We start from the raw sequence: 20,113 nt of genomic DNA on the forward strand, positions 1-20,113 counted from the left end.
CAGGATCACCTGGCAGGAGCACTTGATGATCGACCTCTACACCTCGGCAGCCGAACACTTCGACCTGATCACCAAGCCGGTCTGGCTGGGTATCGGCCCCGCGCTGAGCACAGCACTCGAGCAAGCCGGTGAAGGCCCTGTACTGGACATCGGCGCAGGCACCGGACTCGGCCTCAAAGCCATCGCGTGCGCCTTGCCCGAACACGAGATCATCGCGATCGAGCCGTCACCGTCACTGCGGATCGGCCTGTACACGCGCCTGGCGGACAACCCGGCGCTCGCCGAGCGGGTCACCGTTCTCACCGCAACCGTGGAAGAAGCCGTTCTGCCGTCACGCTTTGGCGCTGCGGTAGGGATCAACATGCTCGGTCACCTGAACCCGGCTGCGCGCATCGCGCTGTGGTCCTGCCTGGCCGAGCGGCTGAGCCCCGGCGCCCCGGCCGTATTCACACTCCAGCCGCCGAGCCGTCCTGAGCACATCCCGGAGACCTCGTTCGGTGAGACCACCGTCGGCCGCCTGCGCTACAGCGCCTCCGGCGCTGCTAACCCGGTGGGGGAGGACCAGGTCGCCTGGAGAGTCACCTATCGCGTCCACGACGGAGAGACCTTGCTCTCGGAGCAGACGATGGTTCACCAGTGGTGGACGCTGACCGAAAGCCAACTCGACGGCGAACTGCGTCAAGCCGAGCTCCACGCACAATTCCGCGAAGGTCTCGTCGTGATCCACAAATCACGTCGCCTGCCGCGCTGAACGCGCAGGCGACACGGTCCGCTGGGACTGAGTCGGCGTAAATGGCCTGGCAGGTCCAGTGTTCAGGTGACTGCCCGGTTGAGGCGCTCGATGAGGCTGGGTGGCGCGCATGTGTTCGGCGAATGCTCGGAGATCGGCGCAGCGTGACGGCGTCGTACTCGGCCGGTTTCCGGGTGGCGATCATCGCCTCGATTGCGACCACGCCGCATCTTCCTTACCAGCCAGCCGGTTCGCCGAGTCTTCGTGCGCTGGCCAAGGCGCGAGCTCGCCTCGCCGCGTCGTCGAGCAGGTCGGCCACGGCCCGCTGTGGAAACGACGCATCACCTCCATCTGCACCCGCGCGGCCTTGCCCCGCACAACCTGCGCCAGGATCCGTTCCTTCTCGGCGGTCGGCAGGCGAGTCACCCAGGTGACGAGTTGCCGGTCTTTGGCGCTTGACTTGTGATCTTGCTCTATGTGGTCCGGTGTGCGTGGCTGAGTGAGATCCATCGCCGACCCGTTGCGGCGGAGGCTCGAGCCGCAGCAAGGATCTCCGCGACATGTACCGCGTCCTTCCAGTGCTCGTTGCGAGGGTGAGTCCCGGTCGTGTGTTCGAGAAATGTCTGATGAACCCCTGCGATCCACCTGTCGTGGGTGTGACCGCCGATCGAGTGGTCTTCCGTTCTCGCTCTGTAGGTGCCCGTCGGAGTCGTCAGCTCAAGTTGCCCATTGCGGAGTCGTACGGTGCCGTGCTCGCCGGACAGTTGGTAGGAGTTTTCACGGGTGGAACCGTGCCAGCTCAGCTTGATCGCGACACTGGAGCCGTTCGCGAGTCGCACGTCCAGATGAGCGGAGTGGTCGGCGCCGTGCTCACCGGCTGTCGTCGCGCAGCGGACCGAGATCGCCGACTGGTCGGTCAAGTGACAAGCCAGATAGCAGGCGTGGGGACCGTGATCGTAGAGAATGCCGCCGCCGACCGCTGGGTCCGTTCGCCAGCCGGGTTGCCAGGCCGCATGGCCGGTCGCAGGTTCGGTTCGGTTGATCGTGATCGTCACCCGGTTGACCCGGCCGATTGATCGGGCGGCGACCTGCTGTAGTTCGGTGATGGCGGGGGATTGGAGGTAGTTGTGCACCGGCTGCAGCACCAGGCCGGCCTCAGCGGCGGCCCGGGTCAGTTGGCGTCCAACGCGGGCGTCCAGCACGGCCGGCTTTTCGCACAGTACGTGCGCGCGGTATCGGGTCAGCGCGATTCGCGTGTCTGCTTCGTGATGCGCGGGCGGTGTGCAGGCGACCACGGCATCTGCTCGTACGTTCAGCTCGTCGAGTCGGGCCGCGGTCGCGGCAAGGGGGAAACGGGCCGCCGCGGCGGCGCGGCGGGCGGTGGTCTGGTCGGTGACACCGACGATTCTGAGTCCATGCCTGGCAGCCAGGAGCCTCGCGTGCATTTCGCCCGCGCGACCGTAGCCGGCGATCACTACGTCCATGTGTTCAGCACCGATGCGATGACTTGTGCGGCTTTGGTCAGGTCGGCATTGTCGATGGTCAGCGGCGGGTACAGCCGCAACGACCCGCCGCCGATCATGACCAACACGCCCTCTCCCAGCAACCGGGCGAATACCGCACGCAGCTCCTTCTTGCCCAGCGGAGTGCGGGTCCGGGTATCAGCGACCAGTTCGATGCCCACGGCCAGCCCGAGACCGCGAATCTGACCGACGATTCCCTGCTCGGGGATCAGTTCTCGCAGCAAGGCCAGGAATTCGGCCCCGGCGACCCTGGTGCGGTCGGCAAGCTGCTGTTCGCCGACGATCCGAGCCACCACCGCGACCGCGGCACAAGCAAGGGGGAACCCGCCGTAGCTGGATGAACTGGCGCTGGGCGCGCTGAACGGGCCGGTTTTCATGACCGCGGATGACGCGGCGATTGCTGACACCGGGTAGCCGTTTCCCATACCTTTGCCGAGGACGGCGATATCAGGTTTTACCTGTTCGCTGGCCAGGATCGTGCCGGTACGACCGAGGCCGGTCATCGATTCGTCGGCGATCAGCAGCGCGTCGTGTTCGTTGGCCAGTTCTCGCAGAGCGGGCAGATAGTCCGGCGGTGGGACTACATTGCCGGACCGGCCCTGGACCGGCTCGACCAGGATCGCGGCCAGCGATCCGCTGGACTGCTCGCGCAGGGCTTCCCGCGCGAGGTCGACGCAAGCCAGTCCACAGGCTGGGTAAGTGGTCTTCAGCGGGCACCGGTAGCAGTTCGCGTATGGCGTGCTGTGCACCCCGGTCAATGCCGGGCCGAGACCCGCGCGTGCTCCACCGGTCGCCGCCAGCGCGCCGGCCGTGCGGCCATGGAAACCACGCCAGAACGAGAGGACCTCGAACTTGCCGGTGGCGGACTTGGCCAAGCGGATGGCCGCCTCGACCGCTTCCGCGCCACCGCTGTAGAACTGGACGCGGTCCAGCTCGGATGGCAGGAGTGCGGTGAGGCCCCGCAGCGCTTCCAGCCGAGCAGCCGACGCGTGCGCTCCGATCATCCACGCGTCGAGTTGCCGCCGCAGCGCGTCGAGGTAGTCGGGATGGCTGTGGCCGATGAGGTTCACACCGGCTCCACCCATCAGATCGAGGTATTCGCGTCCGTCCGAGTCATACAGCCGGGCGTCGTCGGCCCGCTCGACCACAAGACCAGCCCAGGCGACCGCCTCGGACACGCCGGGGCCAAGCATCGCCAACTCCGCAGACCAGTGCTGGGTTTGACGCTCTGTCATCGCGGCGCCACCGTCGTGACAGCTACTCGGAAACCGCCACCGGGGTGGCGTTCCTCAGCGAGGACCCGGTTGCGGGTGTGGGTGTTCGCGCACTCCGTTGCGTAGTAGAACGCGCCGCCGCGGATCACGCGTCGGACACCGGGCAGATCGGGGTTCTCCCGACCGTCATCGGCCACGTAGGGATAGCCGTGTGCCGGAGTGCGGTAGAAAGGCCCCCAGGCACTGCGAGTCCACTCCCATACGTTTCCGATCAGGTCGACGCAGCCTGTCGCGTTGTCACCGGCGGGTGAGAACGTCCCCACGGGGGTGAGTCGGCCGAGGCCGCTGGCACGGATGTTGCACCGTGCGGGATCGGCGCGCTCACCCCACGGGTGGCGCTCCCCGCAGCCGTTGCCGGCGGCGGATTCCCACTCGACTTCACTGGGCAGCGTGACCTGCTCCGTCTCCGTCAACAGCTTTCGGTCGTGCAGTAACCGATCCAGCCAAGCACAGTAACGGCGAGCGTCATGAAAGGACACGTTCACCACCGGCCGGTCGACGTCGCGCTCCCATAGGTCGGTGTCGGTCGCCCAGTGGTCTGGACATGGTCCACCCTTCCGGATCAGGAACGTGAGGTACTGCCGGTCGGTGACAGGTGTCCGGGACAACCGAAAAGGCAGCAGGTCGATGTGGTGTCGGGGTGCCTCTGCGGGGTCGGCGCCGTCGAAGCCGATCGGCACGACACCACCTGGCTGGTGGAGTAGTTCCGGCAGGAACAGGTCGTGCCTCGCCATGTCGAAGATATGTCGTGGCACGCGGCCGTTCCAACGCAGCATCGCGAGGACTGGTTGGGTCGATCGCCTGGCAAGTCGCTCAGCGTAATTCCTGACCTGAACGGATGGGTCCCGGGTTGCCAGGTCGTCGAGTTCGTGGCGTGCTTGTTCGTGGCCGGCGTCCGCTAGACCGGCGAGCTCCAGGGCAGCGTCAAGCCGGGACCCTTCGTCCACCGCGAACAGATCGTCGCGGACGTTCTCGGGCAGGGGCGAGAAGTGTCGCAGGGGGGCAATGAGGCCGACTCGGCCTGAACGGAGCACACTGGCGTCCGCGCCGAGTTGGCGGGCGACATCAGCCGCACGGGTGACAACCGTGTCCAGATCGGTGTCCTGACCGGCGGCAGCGCTGACCGCCAGCGCGCGGTCGAGGAGATGCTCGATGCTCGATGCTCGATGCTCGATGCTCGATGCTCGATGCTCGATGCTCGATGCTCGATGCTCGATGCTCGATGCTCGATGCTCGATGCTCGAACAATAATACTTGGTGACCAGCGAAAACGTGTTTGACACGCCGCCGATATCTGCTCGGCGAGGTCGGCGGCGGAGATTCCCGGAACGCCGTGCCCCGCGCGTTCTTCGACGCACATGTCCAGGCCGATCAACAGTGAACGCTCCTTGGCGACGCGCGCGGCGGTCTCCACCAAATTCTCCAACCGCAGCGCGCTCTTCGGCCGGCCCGGAATGCTGTTCGGCAGGACGAGCGCCCGCACGTCGCCCGCTTTGCGCGCGAAATGGGTCAGGCGGCCGGTCACGACGAGTATCAGGGGTTCTCCGGGGCGAATGAGTTCTTTCTCAACGGCGGCCAGGAGGGTTGCGGGTGAGGTCAGCTGGCTTGGTCCCAGGACGCTCACGTCGGCGCCGTACCGGAGTCGCAGGCCGTCTGACATGTCGTGCCACTGTTGCGGCCTTCCTGGGGCGCAGCGGATGATCACTGCGCGTGTTGTCGGACGATCAGTCACCGCCGATCGTCCAGTCCGTGAACCGCAGCTGCGGTTTGCCGACGACTCGCCAGCGGAGCCAGGGCATCCACAGGCACCGCGTCGCCTCACGATTGACGGCGAGCGCCTCGGCCTGTTCGCCGTACAGCTGCAGGTCTCCAGCAGCCCGCGCAGCCTCCATCGCGGAGTCTTGAGCGCGGCGCATACGGCCGGTGAACAGGTGCAGGCGAGCTTTGCTGAGGTTAATTCTGGCCAGCTGACGCGTGTCGTGGTACTCGGTCGCGATCACCTCGGCCTGCGCCACCAGGTCCTTGGCAGCGCGCTGGTCGCCACGGATGAGCCGCACTTCCGCGAGGTCTCGCAGCGCGTACGCCTTACCTCGCTCCCATGGCAGCCTGTCGCACTCGTCGCGGAATCGCAGCACAGTCGTCTCGCAGGCGTCCAACTCGCCGTTGTGGAAGTGGGCCGCGCCGATCAAGGACAGGATGTCGATCATGTTGTTCGGGTCGTCGGCCTCCCTGGCCATGCCTTCAGCGTCCTCCGACAACACGACGTCCAGCGCGTCTCGGACGCGTTTGCCACGATACAGGCGAAATCCTTCGCAACGCAGTTGGCGGGCGATCTCGCGTGCGGAGCCGGCTGCGCGAGCGATCTCCAATCCGATCCGCACAGCCTTGGCAGCCTCGGTGTCCTCACCTCGAATGGCGTGGGTAGAGGAAACCACGGACAGCACGAGAGACTGTTCCTCGGCAAGGCCGAGTGCGCCGGCTGCGTCGAAAGCAATCCAGCCCAGAGTGATCCGGTCGTCGAACAGGCCGAGCGTGAACAGCAGGTCGTATACGGCCGCGAACAAGTCCAGACACAGCCGGTGCTGGCCGTTGTCGGCCAGCTCACGGATGAGGATGCGGATCGCCTCGACCTGAGTGGCCGCGCCGGCGGCGTCTTCCCACTCTCTGCTGAATCGCGCGGTCAGTGCCGTGGCCAATCGAGTGCGGGCTGTCGCCAGCCGTTCGGCGTCGGTGTGATCGAGGACGAACCTGCGCAGAGCCGGTGGGCATCGATAGATCGTTCGGCCCAGCGCTTGGCCGGACTCGAGCAGCCCGTCCGTCCACAGCCGCCGCAGTGTCTCGCGCGTGTCCTGCTCAGGCAGGTCCAACGCGATGGACACCTGCCCCAGGTCGGCGCCCGCGATCAGGAGCGCGCAGCTCGCCAAGGCGGCCCGCGCGGGTTCGCCCAGTTCGGTCCATACGACGCCATAGAGAGTGTCCAGGTCACGTGTGCCGGATTCGATCTCGTCGAGTACTTCGGTGACGGTGCCCGGCCGACCGGCACATGCCGTGACGAATAGCCTGATCGCGCGCGGGTTGCCGCCGACCAGCCGGTGCACCCGCGTCATGAGGGATTCGTCCGCGGTGACCAGCCCAGGCACGTCCGACCGTTTGGCCTCCCGCACGATCAGCGTCCACGCGTCGTCGCGGGCGAGTTCAGGCACCGTCACCCGTGGGCTGCCCAGAATGCCGACCGTGTTGGAGCTGATGATCGCGCGCGTGCCGGATGGCAGTACACCCAACAGGTCACGCAGCGGAGCCGGTTCTCCCGACGTCAAGCGCAGGTTGTCCACGACCAGCACAGTGGGGTTGGCGGCGAGGTACGACCGGAGCGCGTCGGCCTTCTCCGCCGTCGGCGCTGCGCTCAGGGAGCGTTGTCCGCTGTGCAGGCTGAGCTTGCGGGCCAGGTCGACCAGATCCGGGCTACTGTTCTGGGCGTCGAGCCAGAACAGTGCCGTCGCCGGTTTGCCGCGACGACCACGGCCGGCCGCGACCTCATGTGCGGCATCCAGCACGAGCGCGCACTTGCCCACTCCTCGAGGACCCTCGACGGTGACGATCTGTTCGCCGGCTGCCAGGTACCGCCGAATCTGCGCGCGCTGGGGCACCCGGTCCACCAGCGGGACCGGTGCCGGCAACAGACTGGTAGGCCCGTGACCCCCGGCGGCCTTCGTTTTCCGCTCCCGCCGGTCGGCGATGATCTTCGGCAGACCGATAGCCCCGGCAATCGCCGTGATCGCACCCGCGATGGCAACGATCCAGGTGGTCAGGTCGGTTGAGCCGCTCGCCATCGGACCCCCTCTACCATGTCAGACTGGCAAGTCGACAGAAGACTACCGGCAGCGACGTTGCCGGCCATACTGGACGTGGTGATCTGCTCACGCATAGGGACACGTCGACGACCTGCGGAGGTCAGAATGCCGGGACGGCGAACCGATCGGCATCGGCTCGTCGCTGTGCACGCCTTCCTGGTCGATCGGCGAGACGATGACGCCGATTCGATCACCTTTCGGATTGTCGCGTCAGCCGGCTATCGCAGGGGACTGGTACCCGACGATCCGGAACTGCAGGCGGCGGCGAAGTTCGCCACAGGCCAGGGCACACAGCCAGGCGTGTACATCACCGGCGGTCGACACAGTCCGGCGCGTTGGATCCGGTTCGACACAGTCGTGCCGTTGCCTGCCTCGGATGGCTCACCGGTGCTGCGGTTCACAGCCTTGGGCGGCAGCGTGTTGCCTGCTGAGTTCCGGTATGCAGCCGCACACGTTCGCCGTGTGGTTCTGGTGGACGTAGTCACCGATTCAAGTGAAGGGCGACGGGTTGTCCCTCCTCTTTGTGCACCGATGATCGCTTGTGCGGCAGATCATCTCGCACGGCGAGGCCACGCAGGTTCCAGAAGCCTTGGTCGGGTCGGCGAAGCTGGTTCGGTCCACGGTTTCGCCATCGACTTCGAGCACCTTCGACTCAGCGCGTTCGGTCTTGACTTGCTGTTCACCGTCACGGCGGGTGGCCTGAGAAGTTCGCTTTGTCGACAAAGATCACCGCGTTGACTGCGTTCGTAGCTTTCTTGATCCGGTCAGCGCGATGGGGCAAATCACACTTCTGCGAAGCGTTGGCCAGCTCGCGATCGAAGCCGGGCTGAACGTCGCCTTGTGTCCATCGAAGTCCTTGGCGCGCTGGTTCGCTGACACCGCATCGACGACTCCATCACTGCGGCCCGGCTCCAGCTCCGCCACCCGCGTGCGCAGTTCCCGAAGCTCGCGTTCCTGCTCTTCGCCGCTGACACTGGCCCCGGCCTCCGGCGCGCACTCGGCGCGTTCGGTGTTGCGGATCCAGGTGCGCAGGGATTCATGATCGACCCCCAACTCGCCGGCTACCTGAGTCAACGGACGAGCCGTCGAGTGCACCAACGCGATCGCGTCCTGACGGAACCGCCCAGGATACCTCGACGAACGAGACGCGACGACATCCTTGTCAGGTCGAAGCCAAGGATCAGAATGTCCGGCGCACAGAGGAATCTCAGCTGTTTCGCGTCCCTTCGATCACCGATGCACTACAGTCGGAAGTCGCAGGCAACTATCCTGTCGTTAGGTCCACTTTTATGGTCGTGAGATTGTGTACGTCATGCTAACTCGCTGCTCGTGACAGGCGGCCCGTCCCCTTGGTGAAAGGGTGATTCCTGGCGAAGACTTCCCGAAAGTACCTCTGTGGGAACTTTAAGCCGCGGCACCCTAGCCGAAAGTCCTCGGTGATGGCGAGTGCGCGCAAGCCTATGGATTGATTGCCCTTGAATTGCTTGTTAATCTTGTTGTCGAAGATTCATTCTTTCAGAGGCGTCATTACTGTCTCCGATTTTACGGCGGAAGGGCCAGGCGACGGGACATGCTCCTCGGTGCTCACCCTGGAGGTCCCCTTGCCGAATAGAGGTGATCGAGCGATGCTACATTTCAGGATCCTGGGTGCACTGCAGGTTGAAACATCGTCAGGCGTCGTCCCGGTGGCTTCGTCTCGCATGAAGAGCGTGCTCGCTGCACTCCTGCTGTACCCGTTCAGGCCCGTGAGCGTCGAGTCTCTCGTCACGGAAGTCTGGTGGACTGATCCGCCGCGTACCGCGAACGCGACCATCCGAACCTATATTTACCAGCTCAGGAAGCTGCTGACCGACTGCGGCGGCAAGGAGACGGCAGGGCTGCTGATCACCGAGGGTGCGGCTTACCGGCTCGATGTGGATGAAGATCAGCTGGACTACACGAAGTTCATGAAGCTATATGAACAAGGGAAAGAACTTCTGCGTGCCGGGCAGCCCGGTAGGGCGTCGGAGGTACTGGCCGACGCGTTGCTGTTGTGGCATGGCAAGCCGTTCGCCGACGTCGAACTCGGCCCGTTGCTCGATGTCGAAGTGGTCCGAATGGAGGAGCAGCGGCGGGCGGCGCTCCGCTTCCGGATCGATGCAGACCTGCAGAACGGCCGACATCTCGAACTGGTCCCCGAGTTGCAGTATCTGGTCCGCGCCGAACCTTTCGACGAATGGCTCCACGGTCGCCTCCTTGTCGCGCTGACGGGGTCCGGACGGCGCGCCGATGCGCTCCGCGCTTACCAGAACGCACGTCGAACCCTCCGGGAACTTGGGCTCACCCCCTCGGTGGAACTCGAAGATTTCCACACGCAAGCCCTCAAAGGCGAATCCTCGAAGGTGTGCAGCATGGCCGGCCGAACTGCATTCACGCCGACCCTCGTTCACTCGGAACATGCAGGTTGACGATTCGGGCGAGTGGGAAGGGGTATCGGCGTCAACAGAGGGTGGCGGTCCGGCATGGAAGGGTGACCATGGCAAACATGCCTGTGCTACCGGCTGGGACTGGTTCCGAAATCAGTGTTTCCTGCTCTACGCTCCGGGCCTGACACCCGGTGATGGGCACTGTGAGTGATGGTGCCGGAGTGGGCGAATCCAAGTCGGCGCGGCAGTTGCCGCCGGAACAGGCCGCCGCGACGGCGATAGTGGCAGACTGGACCGAACCGCCAGCCATGTCCTCGCCGCATGCAGCACGCGACTCAGTACCTTGGCTTACGGAGAGCGATGTCCCATGGTGTTCGACACCCGCTTACGATCCTGCTGTGGATTCGTTGAGGGCTTTCATCAATGCCTGGGCGGCTCGTTCGCCGCTGGCGACTGCCGAATTTGTGGCGCTGGACGAAAGATAGTCTCCGGCAAGTTGAATCCGGCTTTGTGGATCCATGTCGGCGGCGAAGTCGCGCAGCGCCTGGTAAGTTCCGGGCAGATGAGAGGTCAAGGCGTGCTCGCGTCGCTGAACTGCACTCCATCGTAGGTGCTTGCGTGCAGTCGCGCCGATGTCGGGCAATAGTATGGTCAAGGCATTGAGTGCAGCTGTCACGGTGGCGTCATCTGTGAGAGTGTAGTGGTTCGCCGACCATTGTCCTGTCATGTTGATCCGGATCATGCTGCAGCCATCGGGAACGTGCCCCTTGGCCACTGCGGGGTAGATCACGATATAACCGAAATCGTTACTCTCGCAACTGGGCGCGAGGATAAAAGCGGCCGATTCCTCCAAGTGGCAGTCCAGCGTCAGGGTCACAGCTACATCTGGCTGGTAATTCAAAAGGTTGAAGAAATGGCGACCTTGGGGTGATAGTTGGGGGACTAGGTCAGGAACCAGGGCGCCGGGTACTGCTATCACACACGCGTCGCCATGTTCCACACGCTGCGTGTCGCCGAATCGTCGCCAATTGACGTCGATGCCTTCTTCCCGTTCGATCACCCGGGTGACCTGGGTGCCGGTAATGACGCGCAGGCGAGCCGCCAGTGTTTCCGGTAACGCGCCGACGCCGCCGTCGAAGGTGAACGCTCCGGCGCCGTTGAAGACCTGGAATTGGAAGAACGCACTGAGAGCGGAGACGGCATGAGGTAAGCTGTTCATACTTGCACATACCGGGTTGATCAGATAGTCGAGCAGTTCCCCGTCCAGTCTGCGGAGTGCGTAGGCGTGTGCGCTTTCGACATCAAGCTCCGCCATCGGCGACAAGTCATCCCACGGTAGTCCACCGGGAATTGAGCCGAAGTCCTCTGCGAGTCTGCCCATGGCTTCCTTGGCCTGCTCGCCGACCAGATCGCCGGCCAACAAGTCCGCCACCAGGTGAGAGCAGCGAAAGCGATGAACCTTCCCATTCCGAACGACCCCGAACACGTCCGAGGACGGTCTCATGCGGTCATCCAGCCCGGCATCCTCGGCGAGCCGGCGAAGGGCTGAGTAATTGTCGGAGAGCCAAACCGCACACCTGTCTACGCTGAAGCCGTCGCGCTGCACCGTCGACATCCGGCCGCCCACGCGCTCGTCGCACTCCAGAACCGTGACGTCGTGCCCTGCCTGCTGCAGCCTGAAGCCCGCGGTCAACCCTGCGATGCCGGCACCGACCACGAGGATCCGCCGGGCGGAGGCGCCCGGCGCCACCGCTGACCGTCCGTCCGTGGCCGAAGGGGAGTCTGCGTACCGGCCGCTGGTGTAGTGCCACTGCAGGTTGCCCGCCATCCAGGCGCGAAGAGCTGGCAGATATCGGTCGGAGAGGCTGGGATACTTTTGCGTCGCCACAGCTTCTGCTGTCAGATAGGCGAGAACCACATCGTCGTGTATTGACGTGGCGATACGGATCGCGTCTGCTCGATTCACGCCGCGTTCGTGGGCCACTGCCGACACTATGTCGTAATCGCCGACAGCCGGGACTGCCTCCTTCCTTGCCGAGTAGAGGTCGTTGGCCAACATGGCCTGATTGGATGCGAGCAGTGCCAATTTGCGAGCTTCCGGCGCGTACAGCACATCTTCGGTGAGGTGATGGCCGCCGACGATGTCGATCAACGCGATCTGTACAAGCATGCCATTGAATTGTCGGTTCTCCAGATATTCCGCGACTCCAGGACGATGTCCGGTCAAGCGCCAGCTCGATTCACCGGCCATCGCAAGGAACAGGGTCGTCAACTCGCTCCGGATTCGCCGACCCTGAGTTTTGTTGGCGAATCGGTCCAAGCAGTTGAGGACGTCGTCCAATGCGCGCAGGCACGGGTCGGACAATGCTGCTGCTTCCGTCGCGGCGTCGGTCTCGGGAAGTGCAGGTGTCTCCAAAATCGCGAGCGTGCGCTCCAGTCGAGCTGCTGCCAGATTCGGTTCTGCTCCAGTCGTGTCGTCGTCGCACCAGGTGTCGTCGATGGAGAACAGTGCTGTCGCCATCTGTGCGGCCAGCAGCGCGTGATCAGGGCTCGCCGCGCCAGGGTTGGTCAGGACGCCGAACGAGCCGAAGCGGGAACGAACCAGGGTCTCCCGACGGTCGGCGAACAAGCCGACTCCTGATGCCCATTGAACAAGGCGCGCGTCGACGGCTGACGTCGACGCCTCTGTGCGAGGTGTAGGGAAGGGAAGATAAAGGGCAGGTGTACCATGCACGGGTAAGCTCCATCACTGTTTGTTCTACAGCTGCGGCCTGCGGATGAGGCTACGTCAAGACCAGTTCACGGAGTCGTTTTCTGGTCAGTGCCGGCGAGTTTCACGGCTTCATCGAGTAGTGTGTCGACAATTTTGGACTCGGGGACGGTCCGCACTACCTTTCCCTTGACGAAGACTTGGCCTTTACCATTTCCGCAGGACACGCCGAGGTCTGCTTCACGGGCCTCTCCGGGCCCATTGACCACACAGCCCATGACCGCGACACGCAGGGGCTCAGGGAAGCCGTCGAAGGCGGCTTGTACCTGCGCTGTGAGCCGGTAGAGGTCGACCTGCAGGCGTCCGCATCCGGGACAGGAGACGATCTCGAGCCGACGGGGGCGCAGGCCAAGGCTGGCGAGGATCTGGTCTCCGGCTTTGACCTCCTCAACGGGAGGTGCGGACAAAGAGACGCGGATCGTGTCGCCGATGCCTTCTGTGAGCAGAACACCGAACGCGACGGCGGACTTGACCGTTCCTTGAGGAGGTGGGCCGGCCTCGGTGACGCCCAGGTGCAAGGGATAGTCGCACTGGGCGGCCAGCAGCCGATACGCCCTGATCATGACCAGGGGATCGTGGTGCTTGACTGAGATCTTGATGTCACGGAAGCCGTGCTCCTCGAACAGCGAGCACTCCCACAGAGCGGATTCCACCAGTGCCTCGGGTGTGGCTCGGCCTCCGTACTTGGTCAACAGCCGGGGGTCCAGCGAGCCGGCATTGACGCCGATGCGGATCGGGATGCCGGCTTCACCGGCGACTCGGGCGATCTCACGGACCTGGTCGTCGAAACGCTTGATATTACCGGGGTTGACCCGGACGCCGGCGCAACCGGCGTCGATGGCGGCGAACACGTACCTGGGCTGGAAGTGGATGTCGGCGACAACGGGGATCGGCGATCTCTTGACAATGGCAGGCAGCGCCTCGGCGTCGTCGGCCGAGGGCACAGCTACCCGGACGATGTCACAGCCGGCTGCAGTCAACTCGGCGATCTGCCGCAGGGTGGCGTCGACGTCGACGGTAGGGCTGGTGGTCATCGACTGCACCGAGACAGGTGCGCCATCCCCCACTGGCACGGTCTTGTCTGCCGTGCCAAGGACGACACGCCGACTAGGTCTGCGGCGAGATGCGGGAAGGATAAGCATAGGCAGATCGACTGGAGTCATGATGCCTGCTCGCGGGTAGTACGGCGCACATGTAGGAGTCGCTTGAGTACGGTGGTGGTGATACCTGTCGCGTCCAGACCCGCCGCGTGCAAAATCTCGCTGCGGCTGGCGTGCGGTAGGAAGCGATCGGGAAGCGCGAAGGAAGCCGCCTGGGTGATGGAGCCTGCGACGGCAAGAGCTTGGGCCAGCCGGGAGCCCAGCGAACCAGTGGTGGCCGTGTCCTCGACGGCCAAGACCAGGCTGTGCGCCTCGGCAAGTTTGACCAATTCCGGATCCAGTGGGTTGATCCAGCGCGGGTCGACGACCGTAGTCGGCACGCCGTGGACCTCGGCCAGTTCCGCGGCAGCTGCCAGGCACGGCGCAGCCAGCGGCCCGACTGACAACAGCAGAACCTGCGCGTGCGCCTCAGTGCGCAGAATGTCGTAGCCGCCAACGTGCCGCTGCGCGGGAATATCAGCGCCGACGCTGGCCTTCGGGTAGCGCACCACGGCGGGGCCATCATAGGCGAAGGCTTCGCGCAGCAACAGGCGCAGTGTTGCCGAGTCTCGGGGACAGGCCAACCTCAACCCTGGAACCACCGGCAGCACCGAGGCGTCCCACATGCCGTGGTGACTGGGCCCGTCTGGACCGGTGACCCCGGCCCGATCCAGCACGAATACGACCGGTAGACGGTGCAGGGCGACGTCCATGAGTACTTGATCGAACGCGCGGTTGAGAAACGTCGAGTAGATCGCCACCACCGGGTGCAACCCTCCCATCGCGAGGCCTGCCGCTGAGCAGACAGCGTGCTGCTCGGCGATACCCACGTCGAACACTCTGCCGGGGAACCGCTCGGCCATCCGTGACAGACCTGTGGGGTGAAGCATCGCCGCGGTCACGCCGACCACATCTTCGCGCTCGGCGGCGATGTGCGTGATCTCCTTGGCGAACACGTGAGTCCAGGTCTGACCGGCAGGTTCGGCCGGCCTGCCGATCGCAGGATCGGTCACACCGACGGTGTGCAGGCAGTCCTCCACATCCAGCTCCGCTGGGGAGTGGCCTCTACCTTTCACCGTGACCGCATGCACGATCACTGGCCGGTTCAGGCCTGCGGCGAAGCGGAGTGTGCTTTCCAGCGCGGCGATGTCGTGGCCGTCGACCGGCCCGACATACGTGAGACCCAAGTCGGTGAACAGGTTGCGATCGCCGGGGCGGCTCTGGCTGCGCAGCTCGGCCAGATGGGTGGCCAGGCCGCCGACGGTTGGCGAGTAGGAGCGGCCGTTGTCGTTGAGCAACACGACAACCGGTCGGTCCGGAGCGCCGCCTATGTTGTTCAGCGCTTCCCAGCACATCCCACCGGTCAGCGCTCCATCCCCTACCACCGCAACTACCCTCTTGTCGCGCTCCCCTCTCAGGGGCAAGGCCTTGGCGAGGCCGTCAGCGTAGGAGAGCGCTGTCGAAGCGTGCGAGTTCTCGATTACGTCGTGCGGCGATTCCATCCGGCAGGGGTATCCGGCCAGGCCGTTCGCCTGCCGTAAAGCGTCGAATTCGTCGGCCCGGCCAGTGAGAATCTTGTGGGTGTAGGCCTGGTGTCCGGTATCGAACACAATCATGTCGCGGGGCGAGTCGAACACGCGGTGTAGCGCGATCGACAACTCCACCGTGCCGAGGTTCGGTCCCAAGTGGCCGCCCGTAGCGCACACCTTCGCCACAAGGAAGTGGCGGATCTGGCGTGCCAAGGTGGGTAGCTGGGCGGGCGCCAGCCCGCGCAGCGCTTGAGGGCACAGCGCTTCCAGCGGGATGACAGGGTCGGGCAGAGTCGCGGTCATCAGATCACCTCACCTGAGGAGGAAGGCCGAAAATGACGTTCTCACTCGTGGTCTCGTGCTCAGCGACTTCGATCGGACCAAGCCTGCGGATGGCGTCGATGACCTCAGCGACCAGTGATTGCGGGGCCGAAGCCCCTGCGGTCACACCAATCGTGCTCACGCCGTCCAGCCACTCCGGCCGAATGTGCGTGGCGTCGTCCACTAAATATGCTTGGGTGCCCGCGCGTTGTGCCACCTCGACCAGTCGCACGGAATTGGAAGAGTTCGCCGACCCTACTACCAACACCACGTCGGACTCGGCGGCCACGGCCCTGATGGCCTGCTGTCGGTTGGTGGTGGCGTAGCAGATGTCGTCCGACGGCGGATCAACCAGATGGGGATATTTCGCGCGCAGAACGTCGACCACGTCGGCTGCCTCGTCGACGGCAAGGGTGGTCTGAGTCAGATAGGCCACCTTTCCGGGCGGCCTGATCACGATGTCTGCGACGTCCTCCGGCGTCTCCGCGAGTTGCATCTGTCCCGGCGCGGCATGGCCGAGTGTGCCCTCGACCTCCTCGTGCCCGGCGTGCCCGATCAGCACCACTTGGTAGCCGTCGCGGACAAGGCGGTGAGCCTCAGCGTGGACCTTGCTTACAAGTGGGCAGGTGGCATCGACGACCTCTAGGGCACGGCGGGCCGCTTCGTCACGCACGGCAGGAGACACCCCATGCGCGGAAAACACCACGGTGGCTCCATCGGGGATGTCGTCCAGTTCGTGGACGAATACCGCCCCCTTGGCCTCCAGCGCGGCCACCACATGAGTGTTGTGCACGATCTGCTTGCGCACGAAGACCGGCCCCTTCCTTTTCTCCAGAAGGCGTTCGACGATCTCGATCGCCCGCTCCACTCCTGCACAGAATGCGCGGGGCGAGGCAGCCAGTAACCGCCGTGGTTCGACTGTGGCCATCGGACACACTCCTGGTGATTGATTGCGGTTGACGACGAGAACTGTCGGGGGCGGCGGGCTCGGTCGTACTCGCTTTACACCGCGGCAGGCCTATTGCCCCGGAGGTCCGCCAACCATTGCCGCCGCTCCGGCAAGACCGCGGCTTCGAGGACTCCGGTCGCGTAGCGACGCGGAAGTGCCGCTAGGTTCATGGCTGCCGCCGAACGCGGCAACGGCTCGAGTGCGGCCTCGGCCTGCAGGACGTGATTTTCGATCATGTCGAGTGCAGCTTTCGCGCCGTCGGCGGCAGCGCGCTCATTAGCGCGGATGACCGTCTCCGTCTCCATGTGTTCGGACAGCAGTCCTGATCGCCCGGATCGGGGGACGCGGAGAGCGTGGAGCACACATGCTGTGTAGACACCGTTGGCCAAGTCTCGCCACAGTTGCTGGGTGGAGACGATGTCCATTAGGTCGTCAACCAGTTGCCCGCAGTCGCCGGTAGTGGCGATCGTGACCTCGACGCGGCGACGGATAATGCCGTCGCCGACGTCGATACCAAGGTCTTCGAGGGTCAACATCGCAGGCGTCGCTCATGACCAAGTTCGGCTGAATCCTCAACGCTGCTCAGCAGGTTGTCTGCTTCTCTCAGCGCGTGACTGGGTGTAGCCCTCAGAATGTCAAGATTGTTCAACCCCGGAAATATGCGCGTCGTCGGCCTCAAGAGAACCCCTTCAGCTCTGTTGAACCGAAATTAGTACGAGTTCAGGAGGCTAGAGTACGACCTGCTCGCAGCATGTTTCGTCGCGTCAATTCTGGTCGAAAGGTTAGCCCGAGGATCTCAGGATGTAGCCGACCTGCTGCCGCCGACTGCTGAAACTGTTGCTGGCACGGGGGTTTCCGTTGTGCTACGAGGAAGTGACGTGTCGGATGGAAGTGGAAGACCTTCCAGTATCGGGCGCCGTGGCGCCCGGGTGCGACTGGATCCTGATTCGGGGGCCTCGACGGAGTCGTGTCGGTCCAAGGCCGCCGGACGGGCTGGTATGTGGTGCGCACCCGAACTGTTCCTCATTTCCCTTTAATCACAAGGTAAGGGGCGACAAGCTTGAGCACATGGGAAGGGTGGCAGTGCTTCAGTCAAGGAGAGACCGCGATTTCCAGGTCGTCGAGGCCGCGCCAGGGGCCTTTGTTGCGGACGAGTTCGGCCTTGTAGAGCGAGTTGAACGCCTCGGCCATGGCGCTGGGTGTAGCGCACCGCTCGGTACTGGGCAGTCCCTGTCGGAGTGGGAGATCGCTCCTGGCTCGGGGCGGCGCTGGGTGACTGCGTTGCGCAGTGCCTGCTCGACCAGATCGGTGCGCAGGTGATCCGCGGTGGCCCAGCTGACGACTCGGCGGGAGCCGAGGTCGATCACGGTCGCGAGGTAAAGCCAGCCTTCCCAGGTGTTGATGTAGGTGATGTTCCCGCACCACCTCCTGTTGATATTCCTGCGTCGCAAGAGAAATCCCGCTTGATCAGGTCGGCTGGCGTGATCGCGGCCTGGCGCAGGAGCCGGGCGACGCGCTTGCGGGAAAGCCGATGCCCCTGGTCGGCGAGCTCGGCGTGGATGCGCGGTGCCCCGTAGGTGCCGTTCGACTCGTCGTGCACTTCGATAATCTTCTCGGTCAGTACGGCGTCGACGCGTGCGCGCTCGGACGGACCCGCGGTGCGGTGGGCGTACTATATCAGGTCTTCGGTCCAGGTGTAGTACTGTGTCCGCGACCGCCATATTCAACCCGGGCGTTCCTTCCGACAGGTCGACATAGTCAGGACTCCCTTACTGGGCCGCCAGTCGCCGTCGCGGCGAGCACTTCGACTATATGTAGCTCAGGGTGCGTCACCCCGCTTGGTCGCGATCTTCTTCTGTCAGCCGGCCTCCGAATCAGTGAGGACATTCGAGCATTCCGGAACCGGGAAGAGTACGAGGCTTTGCTGCGGCAATGTGCCGCCAACGGTGAACGGGTGGCATTCCAGCACGTGCACACCGAAAGTAAAGCCGCTGCCGCAACCGGCTGGCTTAGCCCATCTCTGATGAGTTTTCTCAACAACAAGAGCAATCTCCCGGTACTGGCGGACGAATCCTATATTCCTGAACGGATCTTGCTTACCGCCCAGGAGAGTGTCAACTGGCTCGCCCGAAACCCTGGCCCCTGGGTGTTGAAAGCCGCGACTGATTATTCCAATGGAGGTGGATATGGCGTTGCTTTCTGTTGGGATCAGAAGGCCGGCATGGCGACCGATGTTCTGGATCTCATAAAGTCGTGCGACTTGCTGGTCATTGAGCGGAAGCTGGCAATCAAAACGAATTGGTGCTTTCATTTCTCCGTTGACAGCAAGGTCAAGGTGTCGCTGATCGGTGTCACTGAACAAGTCGTCACACCTGGCGGGCGTTTCCTTGGCGGCTGGCTGGGGGAAGCGGTACCAAAACCACCTCTGGACCTTGTTGTCGCCTGCACGCGGCTTGTGGAACGCGCCGCCGGTATGGGATTCCGCGGGTGTTGTGGCGTGGATGCCGCGCTCCTATGCTCGGGTGAAACAAAGATTTTCGATCTCAATTTCCGGATCAATGGCACCACGCCCGCCTTGCTCGCTTTCGGAGCACTCGAATTCAGCTGTGGAATGTGGCGGTCCTGGAACTTGGAGATGACCTTGAAGGAAGCGGCCCACAGTATTCTATCCGCAGTGCAGAGTCGACGATTCCTTCCGATCGCGATCTATGACCCGGCGGCCACTGATAACGGTCCGGGTAACGTCCAAATCTCAGGCATTGTTCTTGGTGGTGACCGGAAAGCCGTCGCAGAAGCGGCCAAGAAGTATGAAACGGGGTTCTGCTGATGGCGGCCAAGCCTGCACATCTGATCACCGGTGCAGCGTCCGGTATCGGAGCCATCGTCGCCGAGCGACTTGCGAAGCGCGGCGACCAGTTGTGGCTGCTCGCGCGCAATGAGGTGCGTGCCAAAGAATTGGAAGACCGTTTCCCGGATAGTCGAACGCTCGTCGCTGACCTTTCTGAACCTCGGCGGTTAGCTGAAGTGCTGGAGAATCAGGACATGCCCACTCGGCTCGATTCCCTCCTGCATATCGCGGGCGTCGTTGACGTCGGTGCGGTGGCTGAGCTCGATTCCAAGGTGTGGAACGTCACCCTCGCGGTCAACCTTGCCGCCCCTGCCGAGTTGACCCGGCTGTTGCTTCCTCAGGTACGTACAGCTCAAGGTCACATTATCTTTCTCAACTCACGGCAGGGACTCCGAGCCAATGCGACATGGAGCGCCTACGCCGCCAGCAAACATGGGCTACGAGCGCTGGCCGATGCACTGCGAGAAGAAGAGCACGACAGCGGGGTGCGAGTGACGAGCATACACCCCAGTCGCACAGCGACACCGATGTTGCAAAAAGTCCACAGGCAGGAAGAGAAGGAGTACGACGCGACTCGTTGGATCAGACCCGAGTCAGTCGCCACCACAGTACTGACGGCGCTTGACCAGTCCAGGGACGCCGAGATCACTGATCTCACGATCGGCCCGGGCCGGTAGTCTCCCATCATTGACGATGGACGGTCCCTCCGATATCGCCGAAGCGGGCCAGGCGGGCCGCCTCGGTCGACGATCGCACCACGAGAATTCCAGCACC

At 64.0% G+C, this 20,113-nt stretch carries 16 protein-coding genes and 1 pseudogene; 4 read left to right on the forward strand and 13 right to left on the reverse strand.

Features of this window, described 5'->3' with window-relative positions; genetic code table 11:
- Nucleotides 1-25 precede the first annotated feature (25 nt).
- The gene (locus tag ACIBTM_RS41715; RefSeq protein WP_395882659.1) at nt 26-751 is read left to right on the forward strand and encodes a class I SAM-dependent methyltransferase; all 726 of its coding nucleotides are present in this window, start codon (nt 26-28) and stop codon (nt 749-751) included.
- A 180-nt stretch (nt 752-931) separates the two neighbouring features.
- Here the strand turns inward: ACIBTM_RS41715 and ACIBTM_RS41720 are convergent, their stop codons facing one another.
- The 6 genes from ACIBTM_RS41720 to ACIBTM_RS41745 all read right to left on the reverse strand — a co-directional run bounded on the left by ACIBTM_RS41720 (nt 932) and on the right by ACIBTM_RS41745 (nt 8,584).
- Nucleotides 932-1,240: a hypothetical protein gene (locus ACIBTM_RS41720; protein WP_395882660.1), complete on the reverse strand. Its 309-nt coding sequence runs from the start codon at nt 1,238-1,240 to the stop codon at nt 932-934.
- Nucleotides 1,204-2,214 (reverse strand): Gfo/Idh/MocA family protein, encoded by a 1,011-nt coding sequence (locus ACIBTM_RS41725; protein WP_395882661.1) that lies wholly within the window; start codon nt 2,212-2,214, stop codon nt 1,204-1,206. The genes ACIBTM_RS41720 and ACIBTM_RS41725 overlap by 37 nt, the downstream gene beginning before the upstream one ends.
- The gene (locus ACIBTM_RS41730) at nt 2,205-3,401 is read right to left on the reverse strand and encodes an aspartate aminotransferase family protein (protein ID WP_395882662.1); all 1,197 of its coding nucleotides are present in this window, start codon (nt 3,399-3,401) and stop codon (nt 2,205-2,207) included. Before ACIBTM_RS41730 ends, ACIBTM_RS41725 begins: the two co-directional genes overlap by 10 nt.
- A gap of 83 nt (nt 3,402-3,484) precedes the next feature.
- A complete protein-coding gene (locus ACIBTM_RS41735) occupies nt 3,485-4,810 on the reverse strand; it encodes a formylglycine-generating enzyme family protein (RefSeq protein ID WP_395882663.1) in 1,326 nt (441 codons plus the stop codon).
- Nucleotides 4,811-5,251: 441 nt separating this feature from the next.
- Nucleotides 5,252-7,357 (reverse strand): hypothetical protein, encoded by a 2,106-nt coding sequence (locus ACIBTM_RS41740; protein WP_395882664.1) that lies wholly within the window; start codon nt 7,355-7,357, stop codon nt 5,252-5,254.
- Between the two features lie 747 nt (nt 7,358-8,104).
- The gene (locus ACIBTM_RS41745; RefSeq protein WP_395882726.1) at nt 8,105-8,584 is read right to left on the reverse strand and encodes a transposase; all 480 of its coding nucleotides are present in this window, start codon (nt 8,582-8,584) and stop codon (nt 8,105-8,107) included.
- A 494-nt stretch (nt 8,585-9,078) separates the two neighbouring features.
- Between ACIBTM_RS41745 and ACIBTM_RS41750 the strand changes: the two genes are divergently transcribed.
- Nucleotides 9,079-9,825, forward strand: a complete 747-nt coding sequence (locus ACIBTM_RS41750; RefSeq protein WP_395882665.1) for a BTAD domain-containing putative transcriptional regulator — start codon at nt 9,079-9,081, stop codon at nt 9,823-9,825.
- A gap of 343 nt (nt 9,826-10,168) precedes the next feature.
- Here the strand turns inward: ACIBTM_RS41750 and ACIBTM_RS41755 are convergent, their stop codons facing one another.
- From ACIBTM_RS41755 to ACIBTM_RS41785, 7 genes and pseudogenes are all read right to left on the reverse strand, one after another.
- On the reverse strand, nt 10,169-12,412 hold the full coding sequence (locus ACIBTM_RS41755) for an FAD-dependent oxidoreductase (RefSeq protein ID WP_395882666.1): 2,244 nt from the start codon (nt 12,410-12,412) through the stop codon (nt 10,169-10,171).
- A gap of 170 nt (nt 12,413-12,582) precedes the next feature.
- Nucleotides 12,583-13,716, reverse strand: coding sequence for a flavodoxin-dependent (E)-4-hydroxy-3-methylbut-2-enyl-diphosphate synthase (ispG, locus tag ACIBTM_RS41760; RefSeq protein WP_395882667.1), 1,134 nt, complete (start codon nt 13,714-13,716; stop codon nt 12,583-12,585).
- Entirely contained in the window at nt 13,713-15,524 is a 1,812-nt protein-coding gene (locus ACIBTM_RS41765; RefSeq protein WP_395882668.1) for a 1-deoxy-D-xylulose-5-phosphate synthase, read from the reverse strand. The genes ispG and ACIBTM_RS41765 overlap by 4 nt, the downstream gene beginning before the upstream one ends.
- 4 nt (nt 15,525-15,528) lie before the next feature.
- On the reverse strand, nt 15,529-16,470 hold the full coding sequence (locus ACIBTM_RS41770) for a 4-hydroxy-3-methylbut-2-enyl diphosphate reductase (RefSeq protein ID WP_395882669.1): 942 nt from the start codon (nt 16,468-16,470) through the stop codon (nt 15,529-15,531).
- A 74-nt stretch (nt 16,471-16,544) separates the two neighbouring features.
- Entirely contained in the window at nt 16,545-17,027 is a 483-nt protein-coding gene (locus ACIBTM_RS41775) for a hypothetical protein (protein ID WP_395882670.1), read from the reverse strand.
- Nucleotides 17,028-17,732: 705 nt separating this feature from the next.
- A pseudogene (locus ACIBTM_RS41780) lies at nt 17,733-17,942 on the reverse strand (DDE-type integrase/transposase/recombinase); the annotation flags it as partial.
- Nucleotides 17,855-18,112 carry an IS3 family transposase gene (locus tag ACIBTM_RS41785; protein ID WP_395882727.1) on the reverse strand — a complete coding sequence of 86 codons (258 nt, stop codon included), beginning with the start codon at nt 18,110-18,112 and terminating at the stop codon, nt 17,855-17,857. The pseudogene ACIBTM_RS41780 and the gene ACIBTM_RS41785, both read right to left, overlap by 88 nt.
- 333 nt (nt 18,113-18,445) lie before the next feature.
- Here ACIBTM_RS41785 and ACIBTM_RS41790 point away from each other — a divergent pair, with 333 nt between their 5' ends.
- Nucleotides 18,446-19,318: a hypothetical protein gene (locus tag ACIBTM_RS41790; RefSeq protein ID WP_395882671.1), complete on the forward strand. Its 873-nt coding sequence runs from the start codon at nt 18,446-18,448 to the stop codon at nt 19,316-19,318.
- Nucleotides 19,318-20,016: an SDR family oxidoreductase gene (locus tag ACIBTM_RS41795; RefSeq protein ID WP_395882672.1), complete on the forward strand. Its 699-nt coding sequence runs from the start codon at nt 19,318-19,320 to the stop codon at nt 20,014-20,016. The genes ACIBTM_RS41790 and ACIBTM_RS41795 overlap by 1 nt, the downstream gene beginning before the upstream one ends.
- Nucleotides 20,017-20,113 lie beyond the last annotated feature (97 nt).

Source organism: Amycolatopsis sp. NPDC049868 (assembly GCF_044461365.1).
GTDB lineage: Bacteria > Actinomycetota > Actinomycetes > Mycobacteriales > Pseudonocardiaceae > Amycolatopsis.

Excerpts from the sequence above, each read along its gene's own strand:
- ACIBTM_RS41715 (WP_395882659.1), top strand. The coding sequence starts at position 26 with ATGATCGACCTCTACACCTCGGCAGCCGAACACTTCGACCTGATCACC.
- ACIBTM_RS41720 (WP_395882660.1), bottom strand. The coding sequence starts at position 1,240 with ATGGATCTCACTCAGCCACGCACACCGGACCACATAGAGCAAGATCAC.
- ACIBTM_RS41725 (WP_395882661.1), bottom strand. The coding sequence starts at position 2,214 with ATGGACGTAGTGATCGCCGGCTACGGTCGCGCGGGCGAAATGCACGCG.
- ACIBTM_RS41740 (WP_395882664.1), bottom strand. The coding sequence starts at position 7,357 with ATGGCGAGCGGCTCAACCGACCTGACCACCTGGATCGTTGCCATCGCG.
- ACIBTM_RS41750 (WP_395882665.1), top strand. The coding sequence starts at position 9,079 with ATGAAGAGCGTGCTCGCTGCACTCCTGCTGTACCCGTTCAGGCCCGTG.
- ispG (WP_395882667.1), bottom strand. The coding sequence starts at position 13,716 with ATGACTCCAGTCGATCTGCCTATGCTTATCCTTCCCGCATCTCGCCGC.
- ACIBTM_RS41765 (WP_395882668.1), bottom strand. The coding sequence starts at position 15,524 with ATGACCGCGACTCTGCCCGACCCTGTCATCCCGCTGGAAGCGCTGTGC.
- ACIBTM_RS41770 (WP_395882669.1), bottom strand. The coding sequence starts at position 16,470 with ATGGCCACAGTCGAACCACGGCGGTTACTGGCTGCCTCGCCCCGCGCA.
- ACIBTM_RS41775 (WP_395882670.1), bottom strand. The coding sequence starts at position 17,027 with ATGTTGACCCTCGAAGACCTTGGTATCGACGTCGGCGACGGCATTATC.
- ACIBTM_RS41795 (WP_395882672.1), top strand. The coding sequence starts at position 19,318 with ATGGCGGCCAAGCCTGCACATCTGATCACCGGTGCAGCGTCCGGTATC.